This is a genomic window from Colwellia sp. 5_MG-2023, from assembly GCF_030547795.1.
Taxonomy (GTDB): domain Bacteria; phylum Pseudomonadota; class Gammaproteobacteria; order Enterobacterales; family Alteromonadaceae; genus Colwellia.
The window spans coordinates 40,087-65,952 of the sequence record NZ_JAUOPW010000002.1; the positions used below are offsets into that span (position 1 = coordinate 40,087).

A 25,866-nucleotide genomic window follows, 5' to 3' on the forward strand; every position below is an offset into this window, starting at 1 on the left:
GCACTGCCAACCACTAATCTCTATATTACCCACTTATTGCTCCGCAAATACAGTCATCAATAAAACAGAACGTTATCTTCAAATCAATCAATTATAAAAAATCTTTTATTCCCCCTATTATATTTCCTATTCGAAAGTTCATTACAATAAAGAGAGATAACTATGTTAAAGAGAACCTTACCTATAGCCGCTGCGATTTCAGTAGCTCTATCAACTATCACACTATCGTCAACTGCATTTGCAAATGGTGAAGCAAAAACAAATCAATTTTGGTGGCCTGAGCAACTAAACCTGAGCTCACTTCGCCAGCACGGTGCGGAATCAAATCCTTACGGCGAGCAGTATAATTATGCTGAAGAGTTTGCAAAATTAGATATAAAACAACTTAAAAAAGATATTCAAAAAACACTCACAGATTCTAAAACATGGTGGCCTGCTGATTGGGGGCATTATGGCCCCTTGATGATTCGTATGGCCTGGCATAGCGCTGGGGTTTATCGCGTACATGATGGTCGTGGTGGTGCATCTGGTGGTCAACAACGCTTCGATCCGTTAAATAGCTGGCCTGACAATGTTAATTTAGACAAGGCCCGTAGATTATTATGGCCAGTAAAACAACAATATGGCCGTCAGATATCATGGGCAGATTTAATGGTACTTGCAGGTAATGTTTCGCTTGAATCTATGGGCTTTAAACCTTTTGGTTATGCTGGTGGACGTACTGACGATTGGGAACCAGACCTAGTATACTGGGGCCCTGAAAAAGCCATGCTTACTGATGAACGAAGAGATGGAAAAGGTCAATTAAAAGGACCATTAGCCGCGGTAGAGATGGGATTAATTTATGTTAACCCTGAAGGTCCACACGGTAAACCAGATCCACTCTTAGCAGCTGACGACCTACGTTTGTCATTTGGCCGCATGGCAATGAATGACGAAGAAATTGTTGCACTAAGTGCTGGTGGCCATACATTTGGTAAAGCACACGGTGCGAAAAAACCAAAAGATTGTATTGGTGCTGAGCCTGCTACTGCTCCAATTGAAGAGCAAGGCTTAGGTTGGAAAAACAAATGTGGTACAGGTGTAGGCGCAGATGCTAGTGGCAGTGGTTTGGAAGGAGCCTGGACTGTTACACCAACGCAGTGGTCAACAAACTATCTAGATAATCTGATGAACTTTAATTGGGTGCAAACTAAAAGCCCTACAGGTGCCACACAATGGATACCTGATAATAAAGCCGCTGCAAATTTAGTACCTGACGCACATATTCCTAATAAACGTCACGCACCTATTATGTTTACCACCGATCTTGCCTTAAAAGAAGACCCTGAATTCCGTAAAATTGTCGAACGCTTTAGAGCCAACCCAGTTGAATTTGAAAAAGCATTTGGTAGAGCTTGGTTTAAATTAACTCATCGTGATATGGGGCCAAGAGCAAGATATTTAGGTGATGAAGTGCCAACTGAAGTACTTACATGGCAAGATCCTATCCCTGCAATTGATTATCAGTTAATCACAAGTAGTGATATAAAAATGCTAAAAGCGCAATTACTTAATTCAGGTTTAAGTAATGCAGAGTTAATTAGAACAGCATGGGCTTCTGCTTCTAGCCATCGTGTAACTGATATGCGTGGTGGAGCAAACGGCGCACGAATTAAGCTTGAGCCTCAAGTCAATTGGCCAGTAAACAACCCTAAAGCGTTAAAGAAAGCCTTAGATAAAATTGAAGCGATTCAAACTCAATACAATAAAAAATCATCGACAAAACAAGTATCTTTAGCCGATTTAATTGTATTAGGTGGTGCTGCGGCAATCGAAAACTCAGCTAATAAAGGTGGATATAAAGTTGAAGTACCTTTCATACCTGGTCGTGCCGATGCTACACAAGCGCAAACAGATATTCAGTCATTCAATTACTTAAAACCTAATGCTGATGGCTTCCGTAACTATTACAATGAAGATAGTTATATGTCTCCTGCAGAAATGCTTGTTGATAGAGCCAATATGCTTGATTTAAATGTACCTGAAATGACAGTTTTGGTCGGTGGTTTACGTTCATTAAACGCCAATTTTGACGGTTCTAGCTTAGGTGTTTTTACTAACAAACCAGGCGTATTAAGTAATGACTTTTTCGTTAACTTATTAGATATGTCTACCGTTTGGAGCAAAGACGAGAACAATAATGGTATTTATATCGGTAATGACCGTGCTACCGGTACCTTTAAATGGCAAGCAACACCTGTCGATTTAATTTTCGGCTCTAGCTCTGAACTACGAGCCATTGCTGAAGTGTATGCTTCTGATGATGCTGATACTAAGTTTATTAATGACTTTGTCAGCGCTTGGACGAAAGTAATGCAATTAGATCGCTTCGATTTAAAGTAATTGAACTACCTTACTGCGCTTCACTAAAATAGTTTGAAAATCAGTAATATTTAAATTCACTTACCAAGGCTAATACTCAGTAGAAAGTACTAAGTGTTAGCCTTTTTTTGTTTTTACTGTCCCACTCTGACATATATTTACAGGCCTCACATTGATGCCTAACCTTAACTATTATCTAACAATAAGCTTCGGCAAAATAACACGATGAAATAAGCGCTCAATACATCGATTACTCAAAGCACTTCGCTATAACTAAGATCCCAATAAAGAATGCAAGTAACTAACGTTCTGTTATTTAGAATATAGAAATCAATTTAATCAAATTTACCAATTATTAAATTAGCTCTACTATACATACATCGAAAGCAAGCAAGCTTTCAGAAGCAAAACTTTCATTAACGTTTTATTAAATAATTAATACGACAATTAAATAAACATTTAAATACATAAAGAGGAATACATCATGGCTCAAATAGGCAAAGCAATCCCAGAATTTACAGCACAAGCATTTCACAACGGCGAGTTTGTTGAAGTAACAACTGACAGCGTCAAAGGTAAATGGTCTATCTTCTTATTTTACCCAGCAGACTTTACGTTTGTATGTCCTACTGAATTAGAAGACATGGCAAACCAATATGAAGAGTTACAAAAATTAGGTGTTGAAGTATACGCTGTATCAACTGACACACATTTCTCTCATAAAGCTTGGCACGACTCGTCTGACGCAATTGGCAAAATTCAATTCCCAATGCTAGGCGACCAAACAGGTAACATTACTCGTGGTTTTGACGTGATGATTGAAGAAGACCATATGGCACATCGTGGTACTTTCTTAGCTGACCCTGATGGCATTATTCAAGTAGCACACATTCATGCAGGTGGTATTGGTCGTAGCGCTAAAGACATGGTACGTAATGTTAAAGCAGCACAATATGTACGCGAAAACGATGGTGAAGTATGTCCAGCAGCTTGGGAGCAAGGCGAAGCAACCTTAACACCAAGCCTAGATTTAGTAGGTAAAATCTAAACTAAATTTTATATAAAAATCTAAAGGCGATTGGCGGATATAGCTAACACTATTCCGCCTTTTCTTATTATGCCGCATTAGCCACGTGATTAAGAAAGGCTCTCGGTAAAAATAACATACTTGTTAGGCGTTATTATTTAATGCATTTTTCCAATCATGCCCTGTAGGGTTTTGAAATATACGTAAATCAAAATGTGGAGCAATAGCAAATAAATGATCGAACACATCTGCTTGAATACCTTCATATACTTTCCAATCTGTTGAATTAGCAAAGCAGTATAATTCTAAAGGTAAGCCACTTTCAGTCGCAGGCAACTGCCTCACCATACAAGTTAAGTCATTTCGAATATTCGTATTTTGATGTAAATACATTTCAATATAAGCGCGAAATGTGCCAATGTTCGTTAATTGTCGGCTATCAATGTCATTTAAACGCCCATCTTGATCTAACGCTTTATTTTCATCTTCAAGCCTTTGCTTTTTATCGGTTAAATAAGACTTTAATAAGCTAGTGCTAGCTAAAAAGTCTATTTTTTCTAATGAATAAAAATCAATACTGCTGATATCTATAATTAACGTTCGTTTTATACGTCTAGCACCAGTATGGTACATATTACGCCAGTTTTTAAACGAATCACTTATCAAAGCATAAGTTGGTACTGTTGTAATCGTTTTATCAAAATTTTGTACTTTTACTGTATTTAAGCCTATTTCAATAACATCGCCATCAGCCCCATATTTAGGTAGTTCAATCCAATCTCCCGCAACAACCATTTTGTTTGCTGAAATTTGAATACTAGCAACTAACCCTTTGATCGTATCTTGAAACACTAAAATTAACACCGCAGTTAAAGCACCTAAACCACTCAATAAATAAACAGGTGAACGATCTAAAATTAATGCAATAATTACAATCACAGCCACTAAATAGATAACTAATTTGATCACTTGAATAATAGCATTCAGTGGCAAATATTTTTGTTTAGCTGTTTCACCGTATAAGCATTTGCTAACATTTAATACAGCACTGATACTTCGAGCTATTTGAAAGGTTAAAAATACTTTCGCAAACAATACTAACAAATCGGCTATTATAAGTTCGCTTGGAAAAACTAATGGTGTTAAAAATAATATTAATATAAAAGGTAATAATAAGGTAAATCGCGTTAAGACATTATGTTCAATTAACGCGTCATCCCAAGTGTTTTTTGTTTTAACAATCAGTTTATGAACAACGTTAATCACTTGAGTTTTAGCAATGTAATAGCTAATTGTTGCCGTAAATATAATAAAAGTTAAACCTAATACCATTGCACTCATTTCAAGGTAATTTTTATTAACTCCTTGCTCGGCCAGCCAAGTCATAATTAATTCATTCATATTAGTCCCTTATTTATCAATATCAGATGACGAATTTTTCTTTAAATTCAGAAGTCTAGCGTCTTTCTCATGCCAAAATTGCGTTAACCACTTTTGAAAAGCAATTTTATGAGCTCTATCATTCATGTAGTCACCACTAAGCTCGCTGTTAATGTCAAATGTATTAATTTCAATATACACATCTTTAACACGACCACACAAAAAGTCCCAAAAGCTAGGAATTCCGTCTGGGTAATAAATAGTTACATCAACAATGGTGGTTAAATACTCGCCCATGGCATCAAGTACAAAAGCCACACCACCAGCTTTAGGTTTAAGCAAATGATTAAATGGTGAATTTTGCTTATCGTGTTTAGCTTGCGTAAAGCGCGTTCCTTCGATAAAACTCATTACGCTAACGGGTTTATGCTTAAATTTTTCACAAGCCTTACGTGTTGTCTCTAGGTCTTTACCTCTTAGGTGAGGATTTTTTTTCAAAAATGACTGGCTATAACGTTTCATAAAAGGAAAATCTAATGCCCACCATGCTAATCCTAGAATAGGGACATAAAGCAACTCTCTTTTTAAAAAGAACTTCAAAAAAGGTATTTTGCCATGCAATATTCGCTGCAGCACAATAATATCAACCCAGCTCTGATGATTAGCTAACACTAAATACCAGTCTTTCGTGCTCAGCTCTTCTAAACCGGTTACATGAAGTTTTACCTTAGTAAATAATTTTTGATTGATCGTGTTAATAGCAACCCAATTACTTGCCATTAAATCTAATAAATAGCTAAAAATCTTTTGAGAAAAATTTAACGGTATTAAAGCTTTAAATAATGAAAAAATAACAATAGGAACAACCCAAAAAATAGTGTTAAGGGCATAAAAAATAAAAGAAAGTAGTCCAAGAAATGGTGCGGGTAATAAATTTAGCATGTTAAAAAATTATAAACAGTTAACCAAAGAAAAATTAACTATATTTAATCATGCTTTGCCAGTAAATTGTATTGTTAATTACGATATAGTAACAAGATATGCTTTATTGCTATTTAGGATCACAATAACGTCTAACGTTATAGCGCCTTTTTCGCTATATAAGTTGAATGACTACCTCGTTTTCATCATACTGTAAATAGTTAAATCATAACAGGAGGAAAAATGAATTTTAATCGTGCTGTAATTAAAGTCGGTAGCGCCTTAGTAGCACCATCAAAAACTGGTTGTAGTGGGCAATATATTCTAGCCATTGCTCAATTCATCACTAAATGCCATCAACAAGGCAAAGAAGTGATTCTCGTATCTTCTGGCGGTGTTGCCGCTGGTCGCACAGTTATTCGACACGGCAGTCCTGAATTATCTCCATCAGTAAAGAAAGCCATGTCGAGTGTTGGTCAAATGAAAATGATGGCGAACTGGCAACGTTTTTTTGATATTCCTTGCAGCCAAATATTAATCACGCAAGATGATCTAGAAGATCGAGAACGGTATATTTCCATCAGAGATACCATTCAAATTCAATTAGAGAATGGCATTATTCCTATCGTTAATGAAAACGATACGGTAACCACTGAAGATCTAAAAGTAGGTGATAACGACAACCTTTCAGCCCTAGTAGCACAAGTGTGTGAAGCTGATAGCTTGTTTATTTTAAGTGACATTGATGGCGTATTTACTAAAGATCCTAACATCCACGATGACGCGGTACTTATCCCCATAATCGATGAAATCACTGACGAGATATATGCTATGGCTGGCACTAGCCGCAATCATTTATCTACGGGTGGCATGAAAACAAAAATAGAAGCCGCAGAAAAAGCAACTGAGCATGGCATTAATACTTATATTCTCAATGGTACTAAAAGCGAAGTATTTAGCTCATTAATCAGACAAATAAATCCTGGCACACGCTTTTCTGCCGATAAAAATACCATTAGAGCTAAAAAACATTGGCTTAAACACACCGTAAAAAGTCACGGTAGAATCACCCTAGACAAAGGCGCAGTTAACGCCTTACTAAACAAAGGCGCTTCATTATTACCTATTGGCATAAAATCTGTCGCCAGAAGCTTTGACGTTGGTGATTGTGTTGACCTTGTTGATCAACAAACTAAAACCATTATTGCTAAAGGTATCACTCAATATAGCAATAAAGAGTTAAAGCGTATCAAGGGCAAACACAGTGATGAAATTAAACTTATCTTAGGGCATGAAGAAGGTGATGTAGTTATACATCGTGATGACATGGTTATTCTTGAACAAAATGTTGAAGTTAAACCAGCAAAAGTAGCCCCTAAAAACAGTGAAGAAAAAGGAACTAAAACAAATGCACCAATTTAATATGGCGACAATGGCAACGAATGCAAAAGTTGCTAGCCGAGTAGCCGCACAGCTAACAACCATTGAAAAGAATGCATTGTTAAACGCAATAGCTGACGCTATAGAAGCAAATAGTACTGAAATCATTAGCGAAAATAGTAAAGACATTGAAGCAGGTCGAGAAAAAGGCTTAGCTGATGCAATGCTTGATAGACTACTACTAACTGACCAAGGTATTAAAGATATCAGCAGTGCTATTCGCGAAATAGTCGCCTTAACAGATCCCGTTGGCGACATTGCTAACTTAGCGCTACGTCCAAATGGTATGCAAGTAGGTAAAATGCGTATCCCTTTAGGGGTTATTGCAATGATTTATGAAGCACGTCCAAATGTAACAGCTGAAGCAGCGGCGCTTTGTATTAAGTCAGGTAACGGCGTTATTCTTCGCGGTGGCTCTGAAGCGATTCATTCTAATTTAGCATTAGCGAATTGTTTACATAAAGTGTTAACCGATCACGGTGTTGATAAAAACATTGTTAGCGTAATTCCTGATACGAGTCGCAGCGTTATTGAAGAATTATTAAAACAAAGTGAAACCATTGATTTAGTTATTCCTCGTGGTGGCGAAGGCTTGATTCGTTATGTTACGGAAAACAGTCGTATTCCAGTGATTCAGCATTTTAAAGGCGTTTGTCATTTATTTATTGATAAATATGCCGACTTAACTAAAGCAGTAAACATTTTAGTTAATGGTAAAACACAAAGACCAAGCGCCTGTAATTCACTAGAAACTGTTTTAGTACATAGTGAAATTGCAGAGCAATTCTTACCATTAGCAGCTAAAGCATTAGCCGATGCTGCCAATGTAAAAATTCACGCTTGTGAAAATAGTCTTAGTTATTTTGATAATGCAGAACAAGCAACTAATGATGATTATCACGCAGAGTATTTAGCGCAAGAAATTGCTGTAAAAGTAGTTGCTAGCTATGATGATGCTGTGGCTCATATCAATGAGTTTACTTCTGATCATACTGAAGTCATTGTAACGCAAGATACTTCGCGTTCTCAGCGATTTATTCGTCAGATAAACTCTTCTGTGGTAATGATAAATGCTTCGTCTAGGTTTTCTGATGGTAACCAATTAGGCCTTGGCTCAGAAATTGGTATATCGACCAGTAAACTTCATGCATACGGCCCAATGGGGCTTGAATCATTAACGACAGAAAAATTTGTTGTTTATGGTGACGGACAAGTTAGGGACTAATTGATCGCTTTATTGATTCGTTAAAATTACCTAATGCGGCCTTCTCGCTGCATTAGGTTTTTGTTTCGTTTTAGGTAATGCTAATCTATTTGGCCATTCACCTTGATGATATTTTAAGCAAGCCTCTTCGCTATCAAAGTGTACTTGTTGTTTAATATTTTTCAAAACAACACCAACCTTCACTAACTGCTTTAAAATTGCATTACGCAATAATTCATCTTGCTGTTGCTCTTTCATTACTTCAATTTCAGACTCTAATTCAAAAACACAGGTAATCACCAAACTAGCAGGAAAATTAGTGTAATTAGCTCTATGAGTCAGCCATACAAATCCTGGTACTTCATGTAAAGAAGACTCACAGGCAATGGTTAACGCTTTACAAATGTTATTATCAATTTTTTGACTGGTTTTATTTAACTTCATATTAATCACTACCTATATTTTAAATATTATTTTTTAACACAGCTATTTTAACTTAATACAGCACTTGTACCTAAGACATTAACTCAGTATGCTATGCGGCCGTTTTTGGTAGAGATAAAAGTAGGTAGTAAATGATAGGTTTTGATTACGGCACATCTAATTGTAGTGTTGCTGTTATGGATAATGGTCAACCCCAAATAGTTCCTCTACTAAATAAGAATACAATAGCATCCAATTTATACGCTCCCGATCGTGACATCATCACTCATTGGTTAAATCAGCAATTGAAAGGTGAGCAACAAAGTAACTTTCAAAAGGAGCGTCAAGTTCAACTACAGAAAAGCCAAAGAGCCTTACGAGAATTGGCATTTGATGGCATTGAAACAGACTTGGTTTTTGGTAAGGCAGCGCTTGAAAAGTATTTGGAAGATCCGGAAGAAGGTTATTATATAAAGTCACCAAAATCTTTCCTAGGTGCTAGCGGCCTAGCGCCAGCACAAATACAATTATTTGAAGATATTGTTGCCGCAATGATGAGCAATGTTAAAAACCTCACAGAAGCAACACTCGGTCATGAAATAACAAAAACAGTCATTGGACGTCCAATAAACTTTCAAGGCTTACATGGCGAAGAAAGCAATCGACAAGCAATTAATGTGCTCACAAATGCGGCTAAACGTATTGGTTTTAAAGAGGTAGAATTTCAATTTGAACCTGTTGCTGCGGGTTTTGAATTTGAATCGAGTTTAACCAAAGAAACACGTGTATTAGTGGTTGATATTGGTGGCGGAACTAGTGATTGCTCGATGTTATTAATGGGGCCTGAACTAAGTAATAATGATGACCGTACCAAACACTTACTTGCTCATAGTGGTGTACGTGTGGCGGGTAATGACTTTGACATTCAATTAGCACTGCAAGGTATTATGCCAAGCTTGGGCATGAATAGTTTATTAAAAACAGGCAAGCCTATGCCAACGAGTAGTTTTTACCAAGCCTTAGCCATTAATAATATTAATGAACAAACCGCATTTTATAGTGCTCAAAATCGACGCGAATTAGTTCAATTGTCTCGTGACGCTAAGGAACAAAATGTTGTTGAACGTTTAATAACAGTACACGATCATAAACTAAGTTATCAGTTAGTTAATGCGGCTGAACAAGCAAAAATAGCCTTGTCTGAGCAAGACAAACAAAGCATTAACTTAGACGATATTACCGATGGCCTGTCTGCTGAAGTGACGAAAGAAACTTTACGCTTAGCAAATAATCGCACATTAGAAAGTATTGGTGAGTTAATGAAATCAGCCGTTGATCAAGCACAGTGTCAACCTGAAGTCATTTTTGTGACCGGTGGTACCGCAAAATCGCCCGTATTAAGTGAGTTTATCCAAGCACAAATGCCAAATATTCCTATTATTGTCGGTGACCATTTTAGCAGTGTAACGTCAGGATTAGCCCGTTGGGCGGATAAGATTTTTAAGTAACCAACTAATGAAATTGCTATAAGTGCATAGGTTATTCGCCTACGCTACAACGGCTTATAGCCGTGACCATTGAAAGTGCTGGAATTTAGGATGAGGATAAAATGTTAGAGACAAGGCGTGTGATTGACTAATAGCTTGCTATTGGGATTGAGCACAACGCAGTAACTGACTTTTTAGCCCAACATAAAACCTGCATCTTCATTGATTACGGGTATATATAGTAAAATATTTTACCGATAAAAAACGACGCTTATGCGTCGTTTTTGTTAGCACTAATATCAATGTTTATTGATCAATTATATCGGCTTAACCAACATAGTATTACCGGTAATAGCAACAATTTGACAAAGGCTTTTCTCGCTAATGAATTCAACATCTGCTTCATCAGCTAAACGTGCCGGCCAGTTGATACCTGAATATCGAATAGTACCGCCACTAGCATTTATTTCACTACTTGCAGGTACTTTCAAACCAATCATATCACTAGAGTTATCGGTTTTGCTTTTTGTATTTTGAAATCTCTTTAATGGCTTCCACAGAATAAAAGCGATTAATGCTGTTAATAAACCAACACTAAAAACTTCACTTTGCCAGCCATCAATAACCCCTATGCTAACTAGAATACCAGTGAGTAAACTTGCTATAGCGAAAAATAATAACGGACCACTCAGCCCCATAATACTTAGCTCAATAACAAAGCTTATACCCGCAATTAAATACCATAAGTGGTCGGGGTTTTCTAAAAAATATTCCATAATGCCTCTTTAAGATAGAAAGAGTAAGCCTAATATTTTCAATGTTAGGCTAAAATATATAACTAATTCGTTAACTTCAAACTACTTGAAACAGCAATAGCTTGTGCAACCGTATTCGCAATATTATCACCTGTTTTACCGTCGGTCAGTACTACTGTACTTTCACTCGCAATGGCTTGATGAGCAGAGATAGCGTCTTGGGCTAAGGTTAAAGTTACTGCGGCCTTACCTTGATCTGTATTTGCTGCACTACCAACCACTTCTAATGCACTAGCATCAGCTTCTGCAACTAAACGAATAGCTTCCGCTTTACCTGTTGCCATAAGAACTTGCGACTCTTTCGAAGCTTCTGCTGCTAATACTTGCTCAGCCTTAGCGGCTTCTGCATCTAATACTCTCGCTTGTTTATGCCCTTCAGCTTCAGTAATTGCTGCCGTTTTCACCCCTTCAGCAGTTAAAATAACAGAACGTTTTTCACGTTCAGCTGTCATTTGTTTTTCCATATCTTCACGGATTGTTTGTGGCGGCATAATATCTTTGATTTCGTAACGAGTAACCATAACACCCCATGGTGCTGTCGCTTCGGTCATCGCATTTAAAATTTGCGCATTAATCATATCCCGATTTTGAAAACACTCATCTAATTCCATTGATCCAATAGCATTACGCATAGTTGTCATGGCTAGTTGTGTAACTGATAATTTATAGTCGGTAATGTTGTTCGTTGCGGCGGCAGCATCGATTACTTTTAAAAATAAAATACCATCAATGTCTAAGGTGATATTATCTTTCGTGATCGCTGCTTGCGAAATAATTTCTAATGATTGTTCTTTCAAATTACGATCAGCAGCGACTGATTGTACGAAAGGAATAATAAAGTTTAATCCTGCTGAAAGCGTTTTATTGTATTTCCCTAACGTGTAAATAACATAACCACGGTTTTGCGGAACAAAATATATGCCCTTCTTTAAGGTATATAAAATAACGATGGTAAGCCAAAGTATAGGATTAGTAAGTAGTTGTTCAAATATAGGCATGCAAATGTAGTCCTTTTATTATTTACGCTACCAACATTAGTATTAATAGCATTCCAATTGAAATAAAATAAATCAGAAGCCCATTAGAACATCAAGCTGGATCACTGTCAGCTATTTTTACCCATGCTGAATATTAATAACAGGTATCACTTGAGCGTAGCTTGTCTAGAGAGGAAGGTAATAGGTAATAGATAGAGGCTATATAACAAACGTATTATTTAGCGCAGGCACGCGATAATTTATGAGAAAAATATCATTGCAGAAAGACTACTGCATGAATGCAGCGACACTAGCAAAAACAGTCATCACTAAAACCATAATTTTTAATGTTTTCGCTTTCACTTCAATAGCAAACTTAACACCGATTTGCGCACCAATAATACTGCCTACACCTAATAATATTCCAGGAAGCCAAGCAATTTGATCTCTAACAATAAAAACAAGTAAGGCAATACTGGTAAAAATAACGGTAGCAACTACTTTCATTGCATTAGCACGTAATAAATCATAATTTAAAACGCCAACAAACGCGGCAATTAAAACAAAACCAACACCGGCCTGAATAAATCCACCATAAAAACCTGCGGCGAAAGTCGTTAATAGAGTTAACTTACTCTCAAAACAACTCTTTCTTTTGTCGTTATCTTTAGGACTGGTATCACTTTTAAAAATTACCCATATTGAAACAACAATCATAGTGCCGAGCAATAAAGGCTTAAGTAACTCTACATTAAGATAAGAAGCAGTAACTGCGCCAACTAAACCACCCAAAAATAACGGAATAAAACTGTCTTTAATAGAATCTGAATCAATTTTATCATGCTTATAAAAACCACGAGAAGCGGTTATCGACTGCATTAAAACTGCAACTCTATTCGTCGCATTAGCAACATCGGCTGGTAAACCATACATCATTAGCGCTGGCAAAGATAAGTTCGATCCTCCGCCAGCTAGCGTATTAATGACACCAGCCATTAACCCTATAACAATAAGAATAATGGCTTGATATAATTCGATGCTATTGAACATAATGGCTCATACTTACTCGCTGATATAAGTACAGCAGTAATCAATGATCGTTTTTGCTTTTATGTCGAAATAGCTATTCGCATCAACGTTAAATGATTCACCACCTTTGATTGTTTGCCACTGTGTAGCGCCTTCAAGTAAAATTTCACAATCACCTGCAGTAATTTCCATTAACTCGGCTTCTTTAGTATCAAAACGGTAATCCCCGGCTTGCATAACACCTAATGTTTTGAAGCTATCATCTTTAAAAGTGATAGTGCGGCTTACAACTTTACCGTCGAAATATACATTTGCTGCTCTGTTAATACTTACTTCTTTAAAATCAGACATGATGTCTTCCTTATTAAATTTGTTAATTGTTAAATAAAGTGAAAAGGCTATAAATAAAAAACGGCACTAACTTGTTGAAAATTATATGCCGTTTCTAGTCTGCTCAAGTTAACCAAATATAGATTAACCTAGCACTGTTGAACTAATTAAGCTGAGTGAATCAGTGATTAGTTCGCTTCAACTATTTTTTTCATATCAGTCATGTAGCCACGAAGCTCTTTACCAATTACTTCAACGCCATGGCTGCGAATAGCTTCATTTACTTCAATTAAACGTACGTTATCAACGCCATTTGAGCTATCAGTAATACCACCACCCAACTCTTCTAGTGTTAATTTGCTAGTAAAGTCAGCCAATAGAGGTACTGCTGCATGTGTAAATAAGTAGTTACCGTACTCGGCAGTATCAGAAATTACTACGTTCATTTCATATAATTTGTTACGTGCAATACAGTTAGCAATTAATGGTGTTTCATGTAATGACTCATAATACGCAGATTCATCGATGATACCAGCCGCAACCATTGCTTCAAATGCTAGCTCTACACCAGCTTTAATCATTGCTACAACAAAGATACCTTTATCGTAATATTCTTGTTCCGTAATTTCTGTATCGCAATCAGGTGCTAATTCAAAAGACGTTTCAGCAGTTTCTGCGCGCCATTTCAATAAGTTCGCATCATCATTTGCCCAATCAGCCATCATAGTTTCTGAGAAACGGCCTTCAATGATGTCATCCATATGCTTTTCAAATAATGGACGTAAGATAACTTTTAACTCTTCAGACATATCAAACGCTTTAATTTTAGCTGGGTTTGATAAACGATCCATCATATTAGTGATGCCGCCGTGTTTCAGGCCTTCAGTGGTAGTTTCTAAACCATATTGTAGTAGTTTACGTGCATATCCTGCATCAACACCTTGCTCTAATAATTGTTTGTGACCTAATACTGCTGCTGTTTGTAACATACCACATAGAATAGTTTGCTCACCCATTAAATCAGACTTAACTTCAGCAATAAATGAAGACTCTAGAACACCCGCTCTATCACCACCAGTAGCACTTGCATAAGCTTTAGCAATAGCTAAACCGTTACCTTGCGGATCATTTTCTGGGTGAACAGCAATAAGTGTTGGTACACCAAAACCACGTTTGTATTCTTCACGTACTTCAGTACCTGGACATTTAGGTGCAACCATTACTACGGTGATATCAGGACGAATTTGCATTCCTTCTTCAACAATATTGAAACCATGTGAATAAGCTAACGTTGAACCCTGTTTCATATGTGGCATTACTGCAGTTACTGCTGCTGTATGTTGCTTATCAGGCGTTAGGTTTAATACTAAATCAGCTTGAGGAATTAATTCTTCATAAGTCCCTACTGTAAAACCATTTTCAGTAGCCCACTGCCAAGATTGACGTTTTGTTGCAATCGCTTCATCACGTAATGCATAAGAAATATTTAAGCCAGAATCACGCATGTTCAAACCTTGGTTTAAACCTTGTGCGCCACAACCAACGATAACAATGTTCCAATCTTTAATAAAGTTACAACCATCGCTGAACTCTTCACGCTTCATAAAACGACACTTGCCTAATTGGCCAAGTTTTTCACGTAGGCTTAAGGTGTTAAAATAATTGCTCATGATATTTCCTATTCGTATTGCTAAATAATGGTCGGCTATCGTCAGATTGCTAAGCGATAGTATTAAGTTGAATAGAGCATAACGCAAAAACAGCATTGCATAAAATGATATATTTGCATCCATACGTTTCATATTATGCAATAATAGACGTTATAGACGCCAACATTATTATTTCTTAAAGGAAAAAGATGGAACAAAAAACATTATCTATGTTTGTACATTTGAGCCAAACATTACATTTTGGGAAAACTGCACTAGCATTTCATGTCAGTCCTTCAACGTTAAGCAGGGTAATTCAACGCTTAGAGCAAGAAGTTAACAGTGATTTGCTTCATAGAGATAATCGTAGTGTTGAGCTAACTGATGCAGGAAAGAAATTTAAACTTTATGCTGAGCAACAATTAGAGCAATGGCAATTTTTCAAAAATTCTTTAGATGAAAAAAAGGAACTATTAACCGGAAAATTACATATTTACTGCTCGGTTACCGCCGCATACAGCCATTTACCTCCTTTACTTGAACGCTTTAGAAGTCAACATCCGTTAGTTGAAATTATGCTAACAACAGGTGATGCTGCCGACGGCTTAGAGTTTGTGCAAAATAAATCGGTCGACTTTGCCATTGCTGCATATCCTGAGCATATACCGAGAAGTGTTTATTTTCATCATCTTGCCACCATTCCGTTAGCTGTTATTGCACCAACTATGCAATGCAGAGTGTTACAGTTATTACAAATAGACCGACAAAAAAACAAAACAATACCTTGGTCAGAAGTGCCCATTATACTGCCAGAACATGGTACAGCTCGTAAACGTTTTGAATATTGGTATAGAAAAAAACAACAAGGTAAAGCCAATATTTACGCAACAGTTTCTGGACATGAGGCTTTGGTGAGTATGGTTGCTTTAGGCTGTGGCGTTGGCATAGTGCCCCAAGTGGTCGTTGAAAATAGTCCTGTAAAAGATCGCGTTCAATACTTAGCTGATGTCGGCGAGATAGAACCATTTGACTTAGGGGTATGTTGTTTAAATCAATCTAAATCACAGCCATTAATTAAGGCTTTCTTTGCTTCGATCAGCTAAATGCCTTATCAAACTCTAAGTACACAACTCATAAAATTCCGTATTAAATCACAAACGGAATGACAAAAAATATTGCTATCCTGTTCATCATACCGATACCGAACTAGTTAAATGACGCAATAGGCGATCCATTGCCCGGTATGACAATGCTTCTGTAATATGTGCATGAGTAATATCATTCTCATCGGCCATATCTGCCAAGGTTCGAGCTATTTTTAAAATCTTATGATGAGCCCTAGTAGAAAGTCCCAACTTTTCTACCGCTAGTTCGAGAAACTCATTATTTTCAGCGGATAAGTGACAATAACTTTTTAACTCACTGGTGCCTAAATGCGCGTTGGCCTTGTTTTGCCGTGCTAATTGTTTCATTCTACAAGCCTGCACACGCGCCTGAACAATCTCATTGGTTTCATTCATATCAGTATCTCCAGCCCAAGTGCCTCTAGGTAAACGCGCAACTTCTATCTGAATATCAATTCGATCTAAAAAAGGACCAGACAAGCGATTCAAATAACGTAATACTTGTTCGGGAGTACTACGATTATCATTGTAAAAGCCAGTTGGGCTAGGGTTCATGGCCGCAATAAGCTGGAATCTGGCAGGAAAACTTTGTTTGTGCATCGCTCTAGAGATAGTCACTTCTCCGGATTCCATCGGTTCACGCAGTACATCAAGTACTTTGCGTTCAAATTCAGGAAGTTCATCAAGAAATAAAACGCCATTGTGTGCTAACGAGATCTCCCCTGGTTGAGGTTGTCCTCCACCACCCACTAGAGCAGCTGATGATGCAGTATGGTGAGGCGCACGAAAAGGCCGTGTTAACCAAGACTTGGCGTTTATCTTTTGGTTTGTTATCGATTGAATAGCAGCAACTTCTAGCGCTTCTTGCTCAGTCATCTTAGGTAAAATTCCGGCTAACCGACTTGCTAACATGGTTTTGCCTGTGCCAGGCGGGCCAATAAAAAGTAAATTGTGATTACCACTTGCGGCTAGCTCTAAAGCACGTTTAGCAAGTGGCTGTCCAATAACATCACTAATATCGAGTTCATTGATATCAGTAAACTGCTCAAGTGCCTTTTCCTCCACAAAAGGTAAAATCATTTGTCTCGAAAAATGCGCGTAAAGCTGGCTTAAATGTTCCACAGCATGAATTTTAGCCTCTTTAACCCAACTCGCCTGCTCACTATTTTCGCGTGGAACAATTAACGTTCGCTTACTTTCACTACAAGCCATAGCCATAGGTATTTCGCCGATAATGGCTCTCAACTCACCTGACAAAGCCAATTCACCGGCAAATTCATATTGTGCTAAATCAACTTGAGGAATCTGTTCAGAAGCAGCTAAAATTCCAACAGCAATAGGTAGATCAAAACGACCACCTTCCTTTGGTAAATCTGCTGGGGCAAGATTAATGGTTATTCTTTTTACGGGAAACTCGTAACCACAATTAATAATAGCGCTACGAACACGGTCTTTTGATTCTTTAACTGAAGCTTCAGGTAAGCCAACAATATGAAAAGCAGGCAAACCATTAGCAAGATGAACTTCAACAGTAACAAGCGGTGATTCTAAACCAACACGCGCTCGACTATAAACACAGGCAAGAGACATATTAATTCCATTTATTCATTCTTCTTGTTCAGTGTAGGAAAATATTCTTTGTTATTCTAATTTTAATCACAAAATTTTTACTTCATATTTTTTACTCGACTATTACCTCAGTTTTTTCATATAACTTTTACTTCTTTCGATAGAGCTAAAAACTGAGAAAAAAAGCTTGCTCCAAACATTAGTGCTATGGTACTAATTTATATAGAAGATAAAAAAGACGTGAATAAAAATTCACTATAAGAATATAAATTATCACTTCTTAGCTAAATGAGCTTTATATTTAACCTAAAAAAAAGTAAACTAGACAACAATGCAACACTTTAACTTATTAATTATTATAAACGTGCTCGTCGTGGTGATTGAATCATCTCGGGGGTTTTCGTTGAGCTAAAGAAAAGCAATACAGAAACATAAGCCCTCGCTTCGAAAGAACCGAGGGTTTTGTGTTTTTAGGGAAAAATTTAAAACACTAAACAACTTTGGAATTATCATGACTGACAGCAAACCGTTAACTGGCGGCGGATTACTATTTAATGTACTTGAACAGCATGGCGTTAATCATGTTTTTGGGTATCCGGGCGGCGCTATTATGCCTATTTATGATGCATTGTATGATAGCAATGTTCAGCATTTTCTTTGTAGACATGAGCAAGGCGCTGCATTTTCAGCTGTCGGTTATGCCCGAGCTTCAGGTAAAATTGGTGTTTGTATGGCAACCTCTGGACCAGGTGCCACAAACCTAATTACTGGTCTTGCTGATGCGCTTGCTGACTCAATTCCCCTAATTGCAATTACAGGCCAAGTGCCTACCGCCGCAATGGGTAGTGATGCTTTCCAAGAAACGGATATTTTCGGTTTATCACTCGCTTGTACTAAACACTCTTTCCAAGTTAATCATGTAGATGAATTAGAGAAAGTTTTACACCAAGCCTTTGAAATTGCTTTAGAAGGTAGACAAGGGCCTGTACTTGTAGATATTCCTAAAGATGTACAAATGGCGGCAGTAGAGCAAAACTTTAAATCAGCAGCACCACTTAAAAATAAAGTGAAGTTACCACTTGCTGATATCAGCAAAGCTCTTGATTTACTTACCAATGCTAAACAACCTATTCTATATGTGGGTGGTGGTGTAGGTATGGCAAATGCTATTGAAGAAGTGAGAGCATTTGCGCGTGAAACTGGCATCCCTTCGGTTTCAACGTTAAAAGGGCTAGGCGCCTTAGATGCAACAGATGAAAACTATTTAGGTATGCTAGGTATGCACGGTACACGAGCAGCTAATTTAGCTGTTCATGACTGTGATTTACTTATCGCTGTTGGTGCACGTTTTGATGATAGGGTAACTGGTAAACTTGACCAATTTGCACCTGACGCGAAAGTGATTCATTTTGATATAGACACTGCTGAAATTAATAAACGTAGAGAAGCTGACGCCCCTATTTTAGGTGACTTAAAGGAAAATTTACCTTTATTAACTATGTCGCTAAACATTACAGAATGGCAAGCAAACATTCAAAAAATGAAAGCTGATTGTGCTTGGCGCTACGATCACCCTGGTGACAGTATTTTTGCCCCAGCAGTATTAAAAGAAGTTAGTGATTTAATGCCTAAAAACACCTGTGTTACTACCGATGTTGGTCAACATCAAATGTGGGCAGCTCAGCATATGGTTTTTGATGAGCCAAGTAACTTTTTAACCAGTGGTAGTATGGGTACCATGGGCTTTGGTTTACCAGCCGCGATTGGTGCACAGATAAGTCGCCCGCACGATACAGTTATCACAGTATCTGGTGATGGTTCTATCATGATGAACATACAAGAACTAGCAACAATTAAACGTTATCAAATTCCAGTAAAAGTTTTGTTAATAGATAATGCAAAGCTAGGCATGGTTCGTCAATGGCAAGATTTATTCTTTGAAGGGCGACTAAGTGAAACGGATTTAGCTGACAACCCTGATTTTTGTATGCTAGCTCGCTCTTTCGATATAAAAGCCAAGCAAATTACGCAAAAAAGTGAAGTGACTGATGCAATCAATGAAATGCTAGATCACGATGGTCCTTATTTTTTACAAGTAAAAATTGACGCCAAAGATAATGTATGGCCTTTAGTACCGCCAAACAGTGCTAACAACGAAATGATGGAGAGCGCTTAACATGAACAATTATACACTAATCATCATGACCGACGATAAACAGGTTGTACTTGAGCGGATTTTACAAGTGACTCGTTATCGTGGCTTTTTAATTGATGGTATTACCGCCAGCGTTAATAACACGAATAATATTGCCACCATTGAGTTATTAGTGAGTAGTGATCGCCCTATTACACTATTAATTGATCAAATTAATAAACTGGTCGACATCAAGAGTGTCAAGGTAGACAATAACGCGACACAGCTATCTAACGCTTAACGTTATAGTGTTTAGCCTATTATTAGCTAAGCACTAACTTACAAAAAGTTTAATTATTATTTAGGTCACTTTATTCAATGTAAATAAGGTGACAGAAAACATAGGAACATATAATGGCAAAAGTAAATGCAGATCTAATTTGGTTCAATGGTGAACTCATGCCGTGGCAAAATGCTACCGTTCATGTAATGAGTCACGCTTTACACTATGGTTCATCAGTATTTGAAGGTATTCGTGCTTATGATACTCACCAAGGTACGTGTATTTTCCGTTTGAAAGAGCATATTGAGCGCTTATTTGATTCCGCTAAAATTTATCGTATGAACATACCTTATACTCAAGAAGAAGTAATGCAAGCCTGTAAGGATGCCGTAAAAGATAACAATCTAACAGCAGCTTATTTACGTCCTTTAGCCTTTTTAGGTGATGTTGGCATGGGATTACGTCCGCCTGCTGATGCGATAGCTGATTTAATGATAGCGGCATTTAGTTGGGAAGCCTACTTAGGTGCTGAAGCGATCGAAAATGGTGTTGATGTAGGTGTTTCAACTTGGAACAGGTTAGCCCCTAATACTATGCCTACTGCGGCTAAAGCTGGTGGTAACTACCTTTCTTCGCAATTAATATCAATGGAAGCTGGTCGTCATGGTTACACTGAAGGGATTGCTCTGGATGTAAATAACCAAGTTAGTGAAGGCGCGGGTCAAAACTTATTTTTAGTACGTAATGGTATTATTTTTACCCCACCAGGCACTGCTTCAATTTTGCAAGGTTTAACACGTGATACTGTATTTGTACTTGCTAAACAATTAGGTTACGAAGTGCGTGAAGAAACCATTGCTCGTGAAGGCTTATACCTTGCCGATGAATTCTTTATGACTGGTACTGCAACTGAAATAGTACCCGTTAAATCAGTTGATGGCATTGCTGTTGGCACAGGTTCTCGTGGTCCTATTACTAAAGCTATTCAAGATGCTTTCTTTGGTATGTTTAATGGTACTACAACAATACCTGACGGTTGGTTAGACCCTGTAAAATAGCAAAATAACAACGCTATTCATTGATATTTTCTATAGTAGCGGCATTGGAAAGACTCACTTATAGTAATAAACGCTGTGCTTCCTTTACTGCTACTGTATTTCAATGATGGCAAGCTAAATTGTCACATATGAAACATAAAAACTTATAAATACACAAAAATTTAATTTTAAAAGCCTATTATTGGACATTATTCTTTTAATATGTTTTCAAAATAAGGTTTACTTCACTATTTTCAAACGGAACATAACATCATGCCTAAATTAAGATCTGCAACTTCAACTCAAGGCCGTAATATGGCTGGTGCTCGTGCGCTTTGGCGTGCAACAGGAATGACTGACGGTGATTTCGGCAAGCCGATTATTGCTGTTGTTAATTCATTTACGCAATTTGTACCAGGTCATGTACATTTAAAAGACATGGGGCAGCTAGTTGCTGGCGCTATTGAAGAGGCTGGTGGTGTTGCGAAAGAGTTTAATACTATCGCTGTTGATGACGGTATTGCCATGGGACATTCAGGTATGCTGTATAGCTTACCGTCACGTGATCTTATTGCCGATTCAGTTGAATATATGGTTAATGCGCATTGTGTTGATGCCATGGTATGTATTTCAAACTGTGACAAAATTACTCCAGGAATGATGATGGCAGCAATGCGCTTAAACATCCCAGTAATTTTTGTTTCTGGTGGTCCAATGGAAGCAGGTAAAACTAAACTTTCCGATCAAATTATTAAACTTGATTTAGTTGATGCCATGATTCAAGGTGCAGACCCCAAAGTAAGTGACGAACAAAGCGATAAAATCGAACGTTCTGCATGCCCTACTTGTGGTTCATGTTCTGGCATGTTTACCGCGAACTCCATGAACTGTTTAGCTGAAGCACTAGGTTTAGCCTTACCAGGTAACGGTTCAATGCTAGCGACTCATGCTGACCGTGAGCAATTATTTTTAAATGCGGGTAAGCAAATTGTTGAACTAACTAAACGTTATTATCACGATAACGATGAGTCTGCACTACCACATAATATTGCTAACAAAGATTCTTTTTCAAATGCTATGTGCTTAGATATTGCTATGGGTGGCTCAACCAATACTATTCTACATCTACTTGCAATAGCACAAGAAGCTGAAATTGATTACACCATGGAAGATATGGACAAGTTATCACGTCTTGTTCCACAACTATGTAAAGTTGCACCATCAACACCTGAATACCATATGGAAGATGTGCATCGCGCTGGTGGTGTAATTGCAATTTTAGGTGAATTAGCACGTGCAGGTTTATTAAAAACAGATGTACCAAATATTTTAGGTACAAGCTTAGCGGATGTTATTGCTAAGTACGACATTAAAGTAACAGACGATGAAGATGTTAAAAAATTCTATCGTGCAGGCCCTGCTGGTATCCGTACAACCAAAGCCTTTAGTCAAGATTGTCGCTGGGATACTTTAGACGACAATAGAGTAAGTGGTTGTATTCGTAGTATTGATAATGCTTTTTCTACTGAAGGTGGCTTAGCGGTACTTTCAGGTAACATCGCTGTAGATGGTTGTGTAGTTAAAACAGCTGGCGTAAGTGACGACAACTTAGTATTTACTGGACCTGCTCATATTTTTGAAAGCCAAGATGATGCGGTAGCCGGTATTCTTGATGGCAAAGTTGTTGCCGGAGAAGTTGTTGTTATTCGCTATGAGGGTCCTAAAGGTGGCCCAGGCATGCAAGAAATGCTTTACCCAACCACTTATTTGAAGTCGATGGGCTTAGGCAAGGAATGTGCTTTACTTACTGATGGTCGCTTTTCTGGTGGTACTTCAGGTTTATCAATTGGCCATGTATCTCCGGAAGCTGCTGATGGTGGTGCAATTGCATTAGTAGAGCAAGGGGACATTATCCATATCGATATCCCTACACGTGAAATCACCTTACAAGTACCTGAAGCAGAGCTTAATGCTCGTCGTGCAGCGATGGAAGCAAAAGGCAGAGACGCTTGGAAACCTGTAGATCGTATTCGTCCTATCAGCTACGCATTAAAAAATTATGCCATGTTAGCAACTAGCGCTGATAAAGGTGCGGTACGAAATCGTGCACTTTTAGATGGTTTAGATAATAAATAACGATTAATTTTTAAGTACTAAAGTAAAAAGCGCCTGATATTAATGATGGCGTTTTTTTACTTAACTCAGCAAGTGAAGTATAGATCCAATGACCGAAAAACAAAGCCAAGCGCTATTATCAGAGCACGCAGAACAACTAGATTATTTAAGACGTATCTTACTTGCCCCAATTTATGATGTTGCGGTAGAAACTGAGTTAACACCGTTAACAAAGTTGTCTGCTCGTTTAAATAATCAAATATATTTAAAACGTGAAGACCAACAGCCGGTGCATTCTTTTAAATTACGTGGCGCTTATAATAAGCTGTCCAGCCTAAGCGAAGAGCAATGTATTCATGGCGTTATTGCCGCATCAGCAGGAAACCATGCGCAAGGTTTAGCCTTAGCAGCAAATAAATTAGGCATAAAAGCGACTATTGTCATGCCTAAAACCACCCCTGACATTAAAGTTGATAATGTTAGACGTTTTGGCGGTGAAGTTCGTTTAGTCGGTAACAGCTTCAATGAAGCGCAATTAGCTTCTGTCGAATATGCTCAAGCTGAAAAGAAAACCGTTATTCATCCTTTTGATGATGTTGATGTGATTGCTGGCCAAGGTACTGTTGCTAAAGAGCTGTTGCAACAATTACCTCATGCCGACGTAGTTTTTATACCTGTTGGTGGTGGTGGCCTACTTGCTGGTATGTCAGTGTATTTAAAACAACTGAGCCCAAATACTAAAATTATTGGTGTTGAAGCCGAGGATTCAGCCTGTTTGAAAGCTGCACTTAGCGCAGGTACTCCTGTTGATCTAGAGCAGGTAGGTTTATTTGCGGATGGCGTTGCAGTTAAGCGTATTGGTGAGCATACTTTTAATTTAATTAAACGCTACTGTGATGATGTAATTACGGTCAATACTGATGAGATTTGTGCTTCAATAAAAGACATTTTCGAACAAACACGAGTAATTGCAGAGCCCGCTGGTGCACTTTCTTTAGCTGGTTTACAGAAGTACTGTGCAACAAGTAAAGGTGAAGAATCTCTAGCTGCCATTTTATCTGGTGCTAATATGAATTTTCATACGTTACGTTATGTTTCAGAGCGCTGTGAGTTAGGTGAGAATAAAGAAGCAGTGCTTGCTGTTACTATCCCAGAAGAAAAGGGTAGCTTTAAACGTTTTTGCCAAACATTAGGTAATAGAGCAATTACTGAATTTAATTATCGCTATAACGGCCAACAAGATGCTAATGTTTTCGTTGGTGTACGCTTAGGTGGTAATGACACAGAGCGCCAACAACTTCTTGGCGAGTTAGCACAGGCAAATTATCAAGTAAACGACTTTACCGATAATGAGCTAGCAAAATTACATGTTCGCTATATGATAGGCGGTAAAAGTAGTGCTGATAATGATAACGAGCGTATCTTTAGCTTTGAATTTCCAGAACACCCTGGCGCATTAGAAAAATTTCTAGATGCGATGGGTGAACATTGGAATATCACATTATTTCATTACCGCAATCACGGTGCTGCTTTTGGACAAGTGCTTGCAGGCTTTGAGCTTGATCCTAGTAAAGAAAATGACTTCTTTGAGCATTTGAATGCTTTGGGTTATCAATTTGAAGAAGCGACTGAAAATCTCGCTTATCAAGTATTTCTCAACTAGTTAACCCGCTGCTTAAGTTAGTTATATTGCCCTATTTACAAAAATAAATGATTGTGTAAAGTATCAAGTAGTTATTTTTTAGGGCTAACTAACGGCCCATAGTGTTCAATTGCTAACTTAAACCCTTGAGTCAAACCTGGTAATAAATTTTTATGCTTTTTATTAATATAATGAAAACCTTCTGAGTGGTAAACAACCGCTGTATTAAATAGGCTTTCATCTAAGCTACCAAGATTACCCAACTCCACTTCATCAATAAGTAATACATAATACAATCGACCTTTTGTTAACATAGAACCTAGATCTTCATCACTTTTAATGGCATAGCTCGACGCCGCAACCGTATCTATAAAATTAGACGATATAGACTTGCCTGACGTTACCCCTATAACATTATCAGCATCGTTAAATACTGATTTGTCACAGACAACACTCTTATTACAATAAAGCACTAGCGCGCCTTTTGCTAAGACCACAGGAACACGTAGTAAATTCGCAAAAGTTTGTTCGATTTCTCTTTCGGCAATCATCATACCGTCTAGCTCGCCTTTGTTAACTAACTCTCTAGCTCTACCAATCAGTATACGATCAAAAATAACCTGATAACCTAAATAGTTATAAGCAAATAAATGATATTTTTCATAACGATTACTGATGTTGTCAGACAACGGAATACTAATTCGTACCATTTTAGTCATGGTATTATCTTTGGCATTAAGCGGAAAACTTAAGCATAAAAATAAAAGTATAATCGCTGAATATATTGAATTATTTATAATTTGCATCATATAATTTACAAAAGAGTTATCGCTATAACTAGCCTAAAAAATTAATGTCATTTATATCATGCTATCAGCTTATTTTCCCGATAAAAATAATAAGCATTGACACTTTA

At 37.6% G+C, this 25,866-nt stretch carries 20 protein-coding genes and 1 pseudogene; 11 read left to right on the forward strand and 10 right to left on the reverse strand.

Annotation, left to right across the window (positions count from 1 at the left end; all coding sequences use genetic code 11):
- The first annotated feature begins 162 nt into the window (after window positions 1-162).
- Together katG and ahpC are read left to right on the forward strand one after the other, a co-directional pair.
- The gene (gene katG, locus Q4496_RS01785) at window positions 163-2,385 is read left to right on the forward strand and encodes a catalase/peroxidase HPI (protein WP_215971237.1); all 2,223 of its coding nucleotides are present in this window, start codon (window positions 163-165) and stop codon (window positions 2,383-2,385) included.
- Window positions 2,386-2,848: 463 nt separating this feature from the next.
- On the forward strand, window positions 2,849-3,412 hold the full coding sequence (gene ahpC / locus Q4496_RS01790) for an alkyl hydroperoxide reductase subunit C (protein ID WP_201294546.1): 564 nt from the start codon (window positions 2,849-2,851) through the stop codon (window positions 3,410-3,412).
- Window positions 3,413-3,535: 123 nt separating this feature from the next.
- Here the strand turns inward: ahpC and Q4496_RS01795 are convergent, their stop codons facing one another.
- Together Q4496_RS01795 and Q4496_RS01800 are read right to left on the reverse strand one after the other, a co-directional pair.
- Window positions 3,536-4,792: a mechanosensitive ion channel family protein gene (locus Q4496_RS01795; protein WP_215971873.1), complete on the reverse strand. Its 1,257-nt coding sequence runs from the start codon at window positions 4,790-4,792 to the stop codon at window positions 3,536-3,538.
- Between the two features lie 9 nt (window positions 4,793-4,801).
- A complete protein-coding gene (locus Q4496_RS01800; protein ID WP_215971872.1) occupies window positions 4,802-5,713 on the reverse strand; it encodes an acyltransferase in 912 nt (303 codons plus the stop codon).
- 222 nt (window positions 5,714-5,935) lie between these two features.
- Between Q4496_RS01800 and proB the strand changes: the two are divergent.
- Together proB and Q4496_RS01810 are read left to right on the forward strand one after the other, a co-directional pair.
- Window positions 5,936-7,039 (forward strand): annotated as a pseudogene (proB, locus tag Q4496_RS01805) (glutamate 5-kinase); the annotation flags it as partial.
- Window positions 7,040-7,100: 61 nt separating this feature from the next.
- Complete coding sequence (locus Q4496_RS01810) at window positions 7,101-8,357, forward strand: glutamate-5-semialdehyde dehydrogenase (RefSeq protein WP_303609837.1); 1,257 nt, start codon at window positions 7,101-7,103, stop codon at window positions 8,355-8,357.
- A gap of 30 nt (window positions 8,358-8,387) precedes the next feature.
- Here Q4496_RS01810 and Q4496_RS01815 read toward each other — a convergent pair whose 3' ends face one another.
- Window positions 8,388-8,780, reverse strand: coding sequence for a Fis family transcriptional regulator (locus tag Q4496_RS01815; RefSeq protein ID WP_215971869.1), 393 nt, complete (start codon window positions 8,778-8,780; stop codon window positions 8,388-8,390).
- 131 nt (window positions 8,781-8,911) lie between these two features.
- Between Q4496_RS01815 and yegD the strand changes: the two genes are divergently transcribed.
- Complete coding sequence (gene yegD, locus Q4496_RS01820; protein ID WP_303609838.1) at window positions 8,912-10,267, forward strand: molecular chaperone; 1,356 nt, start codon at window positions 8,912-8,914, stop codon at window positions 10,265-10,267.
- Between the two features lie 296 nt (window positions 10,268-10,563).
- Here yegD and Q4496_RS01825 read toward each other — a convergent pair whose 3' ends face one another.
- The 5 genes from Q4496_RS01825 to ilvC all read right to left on the reverse strand — a co-directional run bounded on the left by Q4496_RS01825 (window position 10,564) and on the right by ilvC (window position 15,067).
- Window positions 10,564-11,022 (reverse strand): NfeD family protein, encoded by a 459-nt coding sequence (locus tag Q4496_RS01825; RefSeq protein WP_303609839.1) that lies wholly within the window; start codon window positions 11,020-11,022, stop codon window positions 10,564-10,566.
- Between the two features lie 62 nt (window positions 11,023-11,084).
- Window positions 11,085-12,059, reverse strand: a complete 975-nt coding sequence (locus Q4496_RS01830) for an SPFH domain-containing protein (RefSeq protein ID WP_303609840.1) — start codon at window positions 12,057-12,059, stop codon at window positions 11,085-11,087.
- Window positions 12,060-12,326: 267 nt separating this feature from the next.
- Window positions 12,327-13,088 (reverse strand): sulfite exporter TauE/SafE family protein, encoded by a 762-nt coding sequence (locus tag Q4496_RS01835; protein WP_303609841.1) that lies wholly within the window; start codon window positions 13,086-13,088, stop codon window positions 12,327-12,329.
- A 12-nt stretch (window positions 13,089-13,100) separates the two neighbouring features.
- Window positions 13,101-13,418, reverse strand: a complete 318-nt coding sequence (locus Q4496_RS01840) for a pyrimidine/purine nucleoside phosphorylase (protein ID WP_159817105.1) — start codon at window positions 13,416-13,418, stop codon at window positions 13,101-13,103.
- Between the two features lie 167 nt (window positions 13,419-13,585).
- Entirely contained in the window at window positions 13,586-15,067 is a 1,482-nt protein-coding gene (gene ilvC, locus Q4496_RS01845) for a ketol-acid reductoisomerase (protein WP_215971864.1), read from the reverse strand.
- A 188-nt stretch (window positions 15,068-15,255) separates the two neighbouring features.
- Here ilvC and ilvY point away from each other — a divergent pair, with 188 nt between their 5' ends.
- Complete coding sequence (gene ilvY, locus Q4496_RS01850; RefSeq protein WP_215971863.1) at window positions 15,256-16,149, forward strand: HTH-type transcriptional activator IlvY; 894 nt, start codon at window positions 15,256-15,258, stop codon at window positions 16,147-16,149.
- An 87-nt stretch (window positions 16,150-16,236) separates the two neighbouring features.
- Here ilvY and Q4496_RS01855 read toward each other — a convergent pair whose 3' ends face one another.
- Window positions 16,237-17,760, reverse strand: coding sequence for a YifB family Mg chelatase-like AAA ATPase (locus Q4496_RS01855; RefSeq protein WP_303609842.1), 1,524 nt, complete (start codon window positions 17,758-17,760; stop codon window positions 16,237-16,239).
- Window positions 17,761-18,250: 490 nt separating this feature from the next.
- On the opposite strand from Q4496_RS01855, the gene ilvG reads away from it, so the two are divergent.
- The 5 genes from ilvG (at window position 18,251) to ilvA (ending at window position 24,971) form a co-directional block, all read left to right on the forward strand.
- Entirely contained in the window at window positions 18,251-19,915 is a 1,665-nt protein-coding gene (gene ilvG / locus Q4496_RS01860) for an acetolactate synthase 2 catalytic subunit (RefSeq protein WP_303601203.1), read from the forward strand.
- A 1-nt stretch (window position 19,916) separates the two neighbouring features.
- Window positions 19,917-20,174, forward strand: coding sequence for an acetolactate synthase 2 small subunit (gene ilvM, locus Q4496_RS01865; RefSeq protein ID WP_215971860.1), 258 nt, complete (start codon window positions 19,917-19,919; stop codon window positions 20,172-20,174).
- Window positions 20,175-20,287: 113 nt separating this feature from the next.
- Complete coding sequence (locus Q4496_RS01870; RefSeq protein WP_215971859.1) at window positions 20,288-21,214, forward strand: branched-chain amino acid transaminase; 927 nt, start codon at window positions 20,288-20,290, stop codon at window positions 21,212-21,214.
- Window positions 21,215-21,466: 252 nt separating this feature from the next.
- Window positions 21,467-23,329 (forward strand): dihydroxy-acid dehydratase, encoded by a 1,863-nt coding sequence (gene ilvD / locus Q4496_RS01875; protein ID WP_215971858.1) that lies wholly within the window; start codon window positions 21,467-21,469, stop codon window positions 23,327-23,329.
- Window positions 23,330-23,417: 88 nt separating this feature from the next.
- Complete coding sequence (gene ilvA / locus Q4496_RS01880; protein WP_215971857.1) at window positions 23,418-24,971, forward strand: threonine ammonia-lyase, biosynthetic; 1,554 nt, start codon at window positions 23,418-23,420, stop codon at window positions 24,969-24,971.
- 71 nt (window positions 24,972-25,042) lie between these two features.
- On the opposite strand, the gene Q4496_RS01885 is transcribed toward ilvA, so the two are convergent.
- Window positions 25,043-25,669 (reverse strand): hypothetical protein, encoded by a 627-nt coding sequence (locus tag Q4496_RS01885; RefSeq protein WP_215971856.1) that lies wholly within the window; start codon window positions 25,667-25,669, stop codon window positions 25,043-25,045.
- Between the last annotated feature and the right edge of the window lie 197 nt (window positions 25,670-25,866).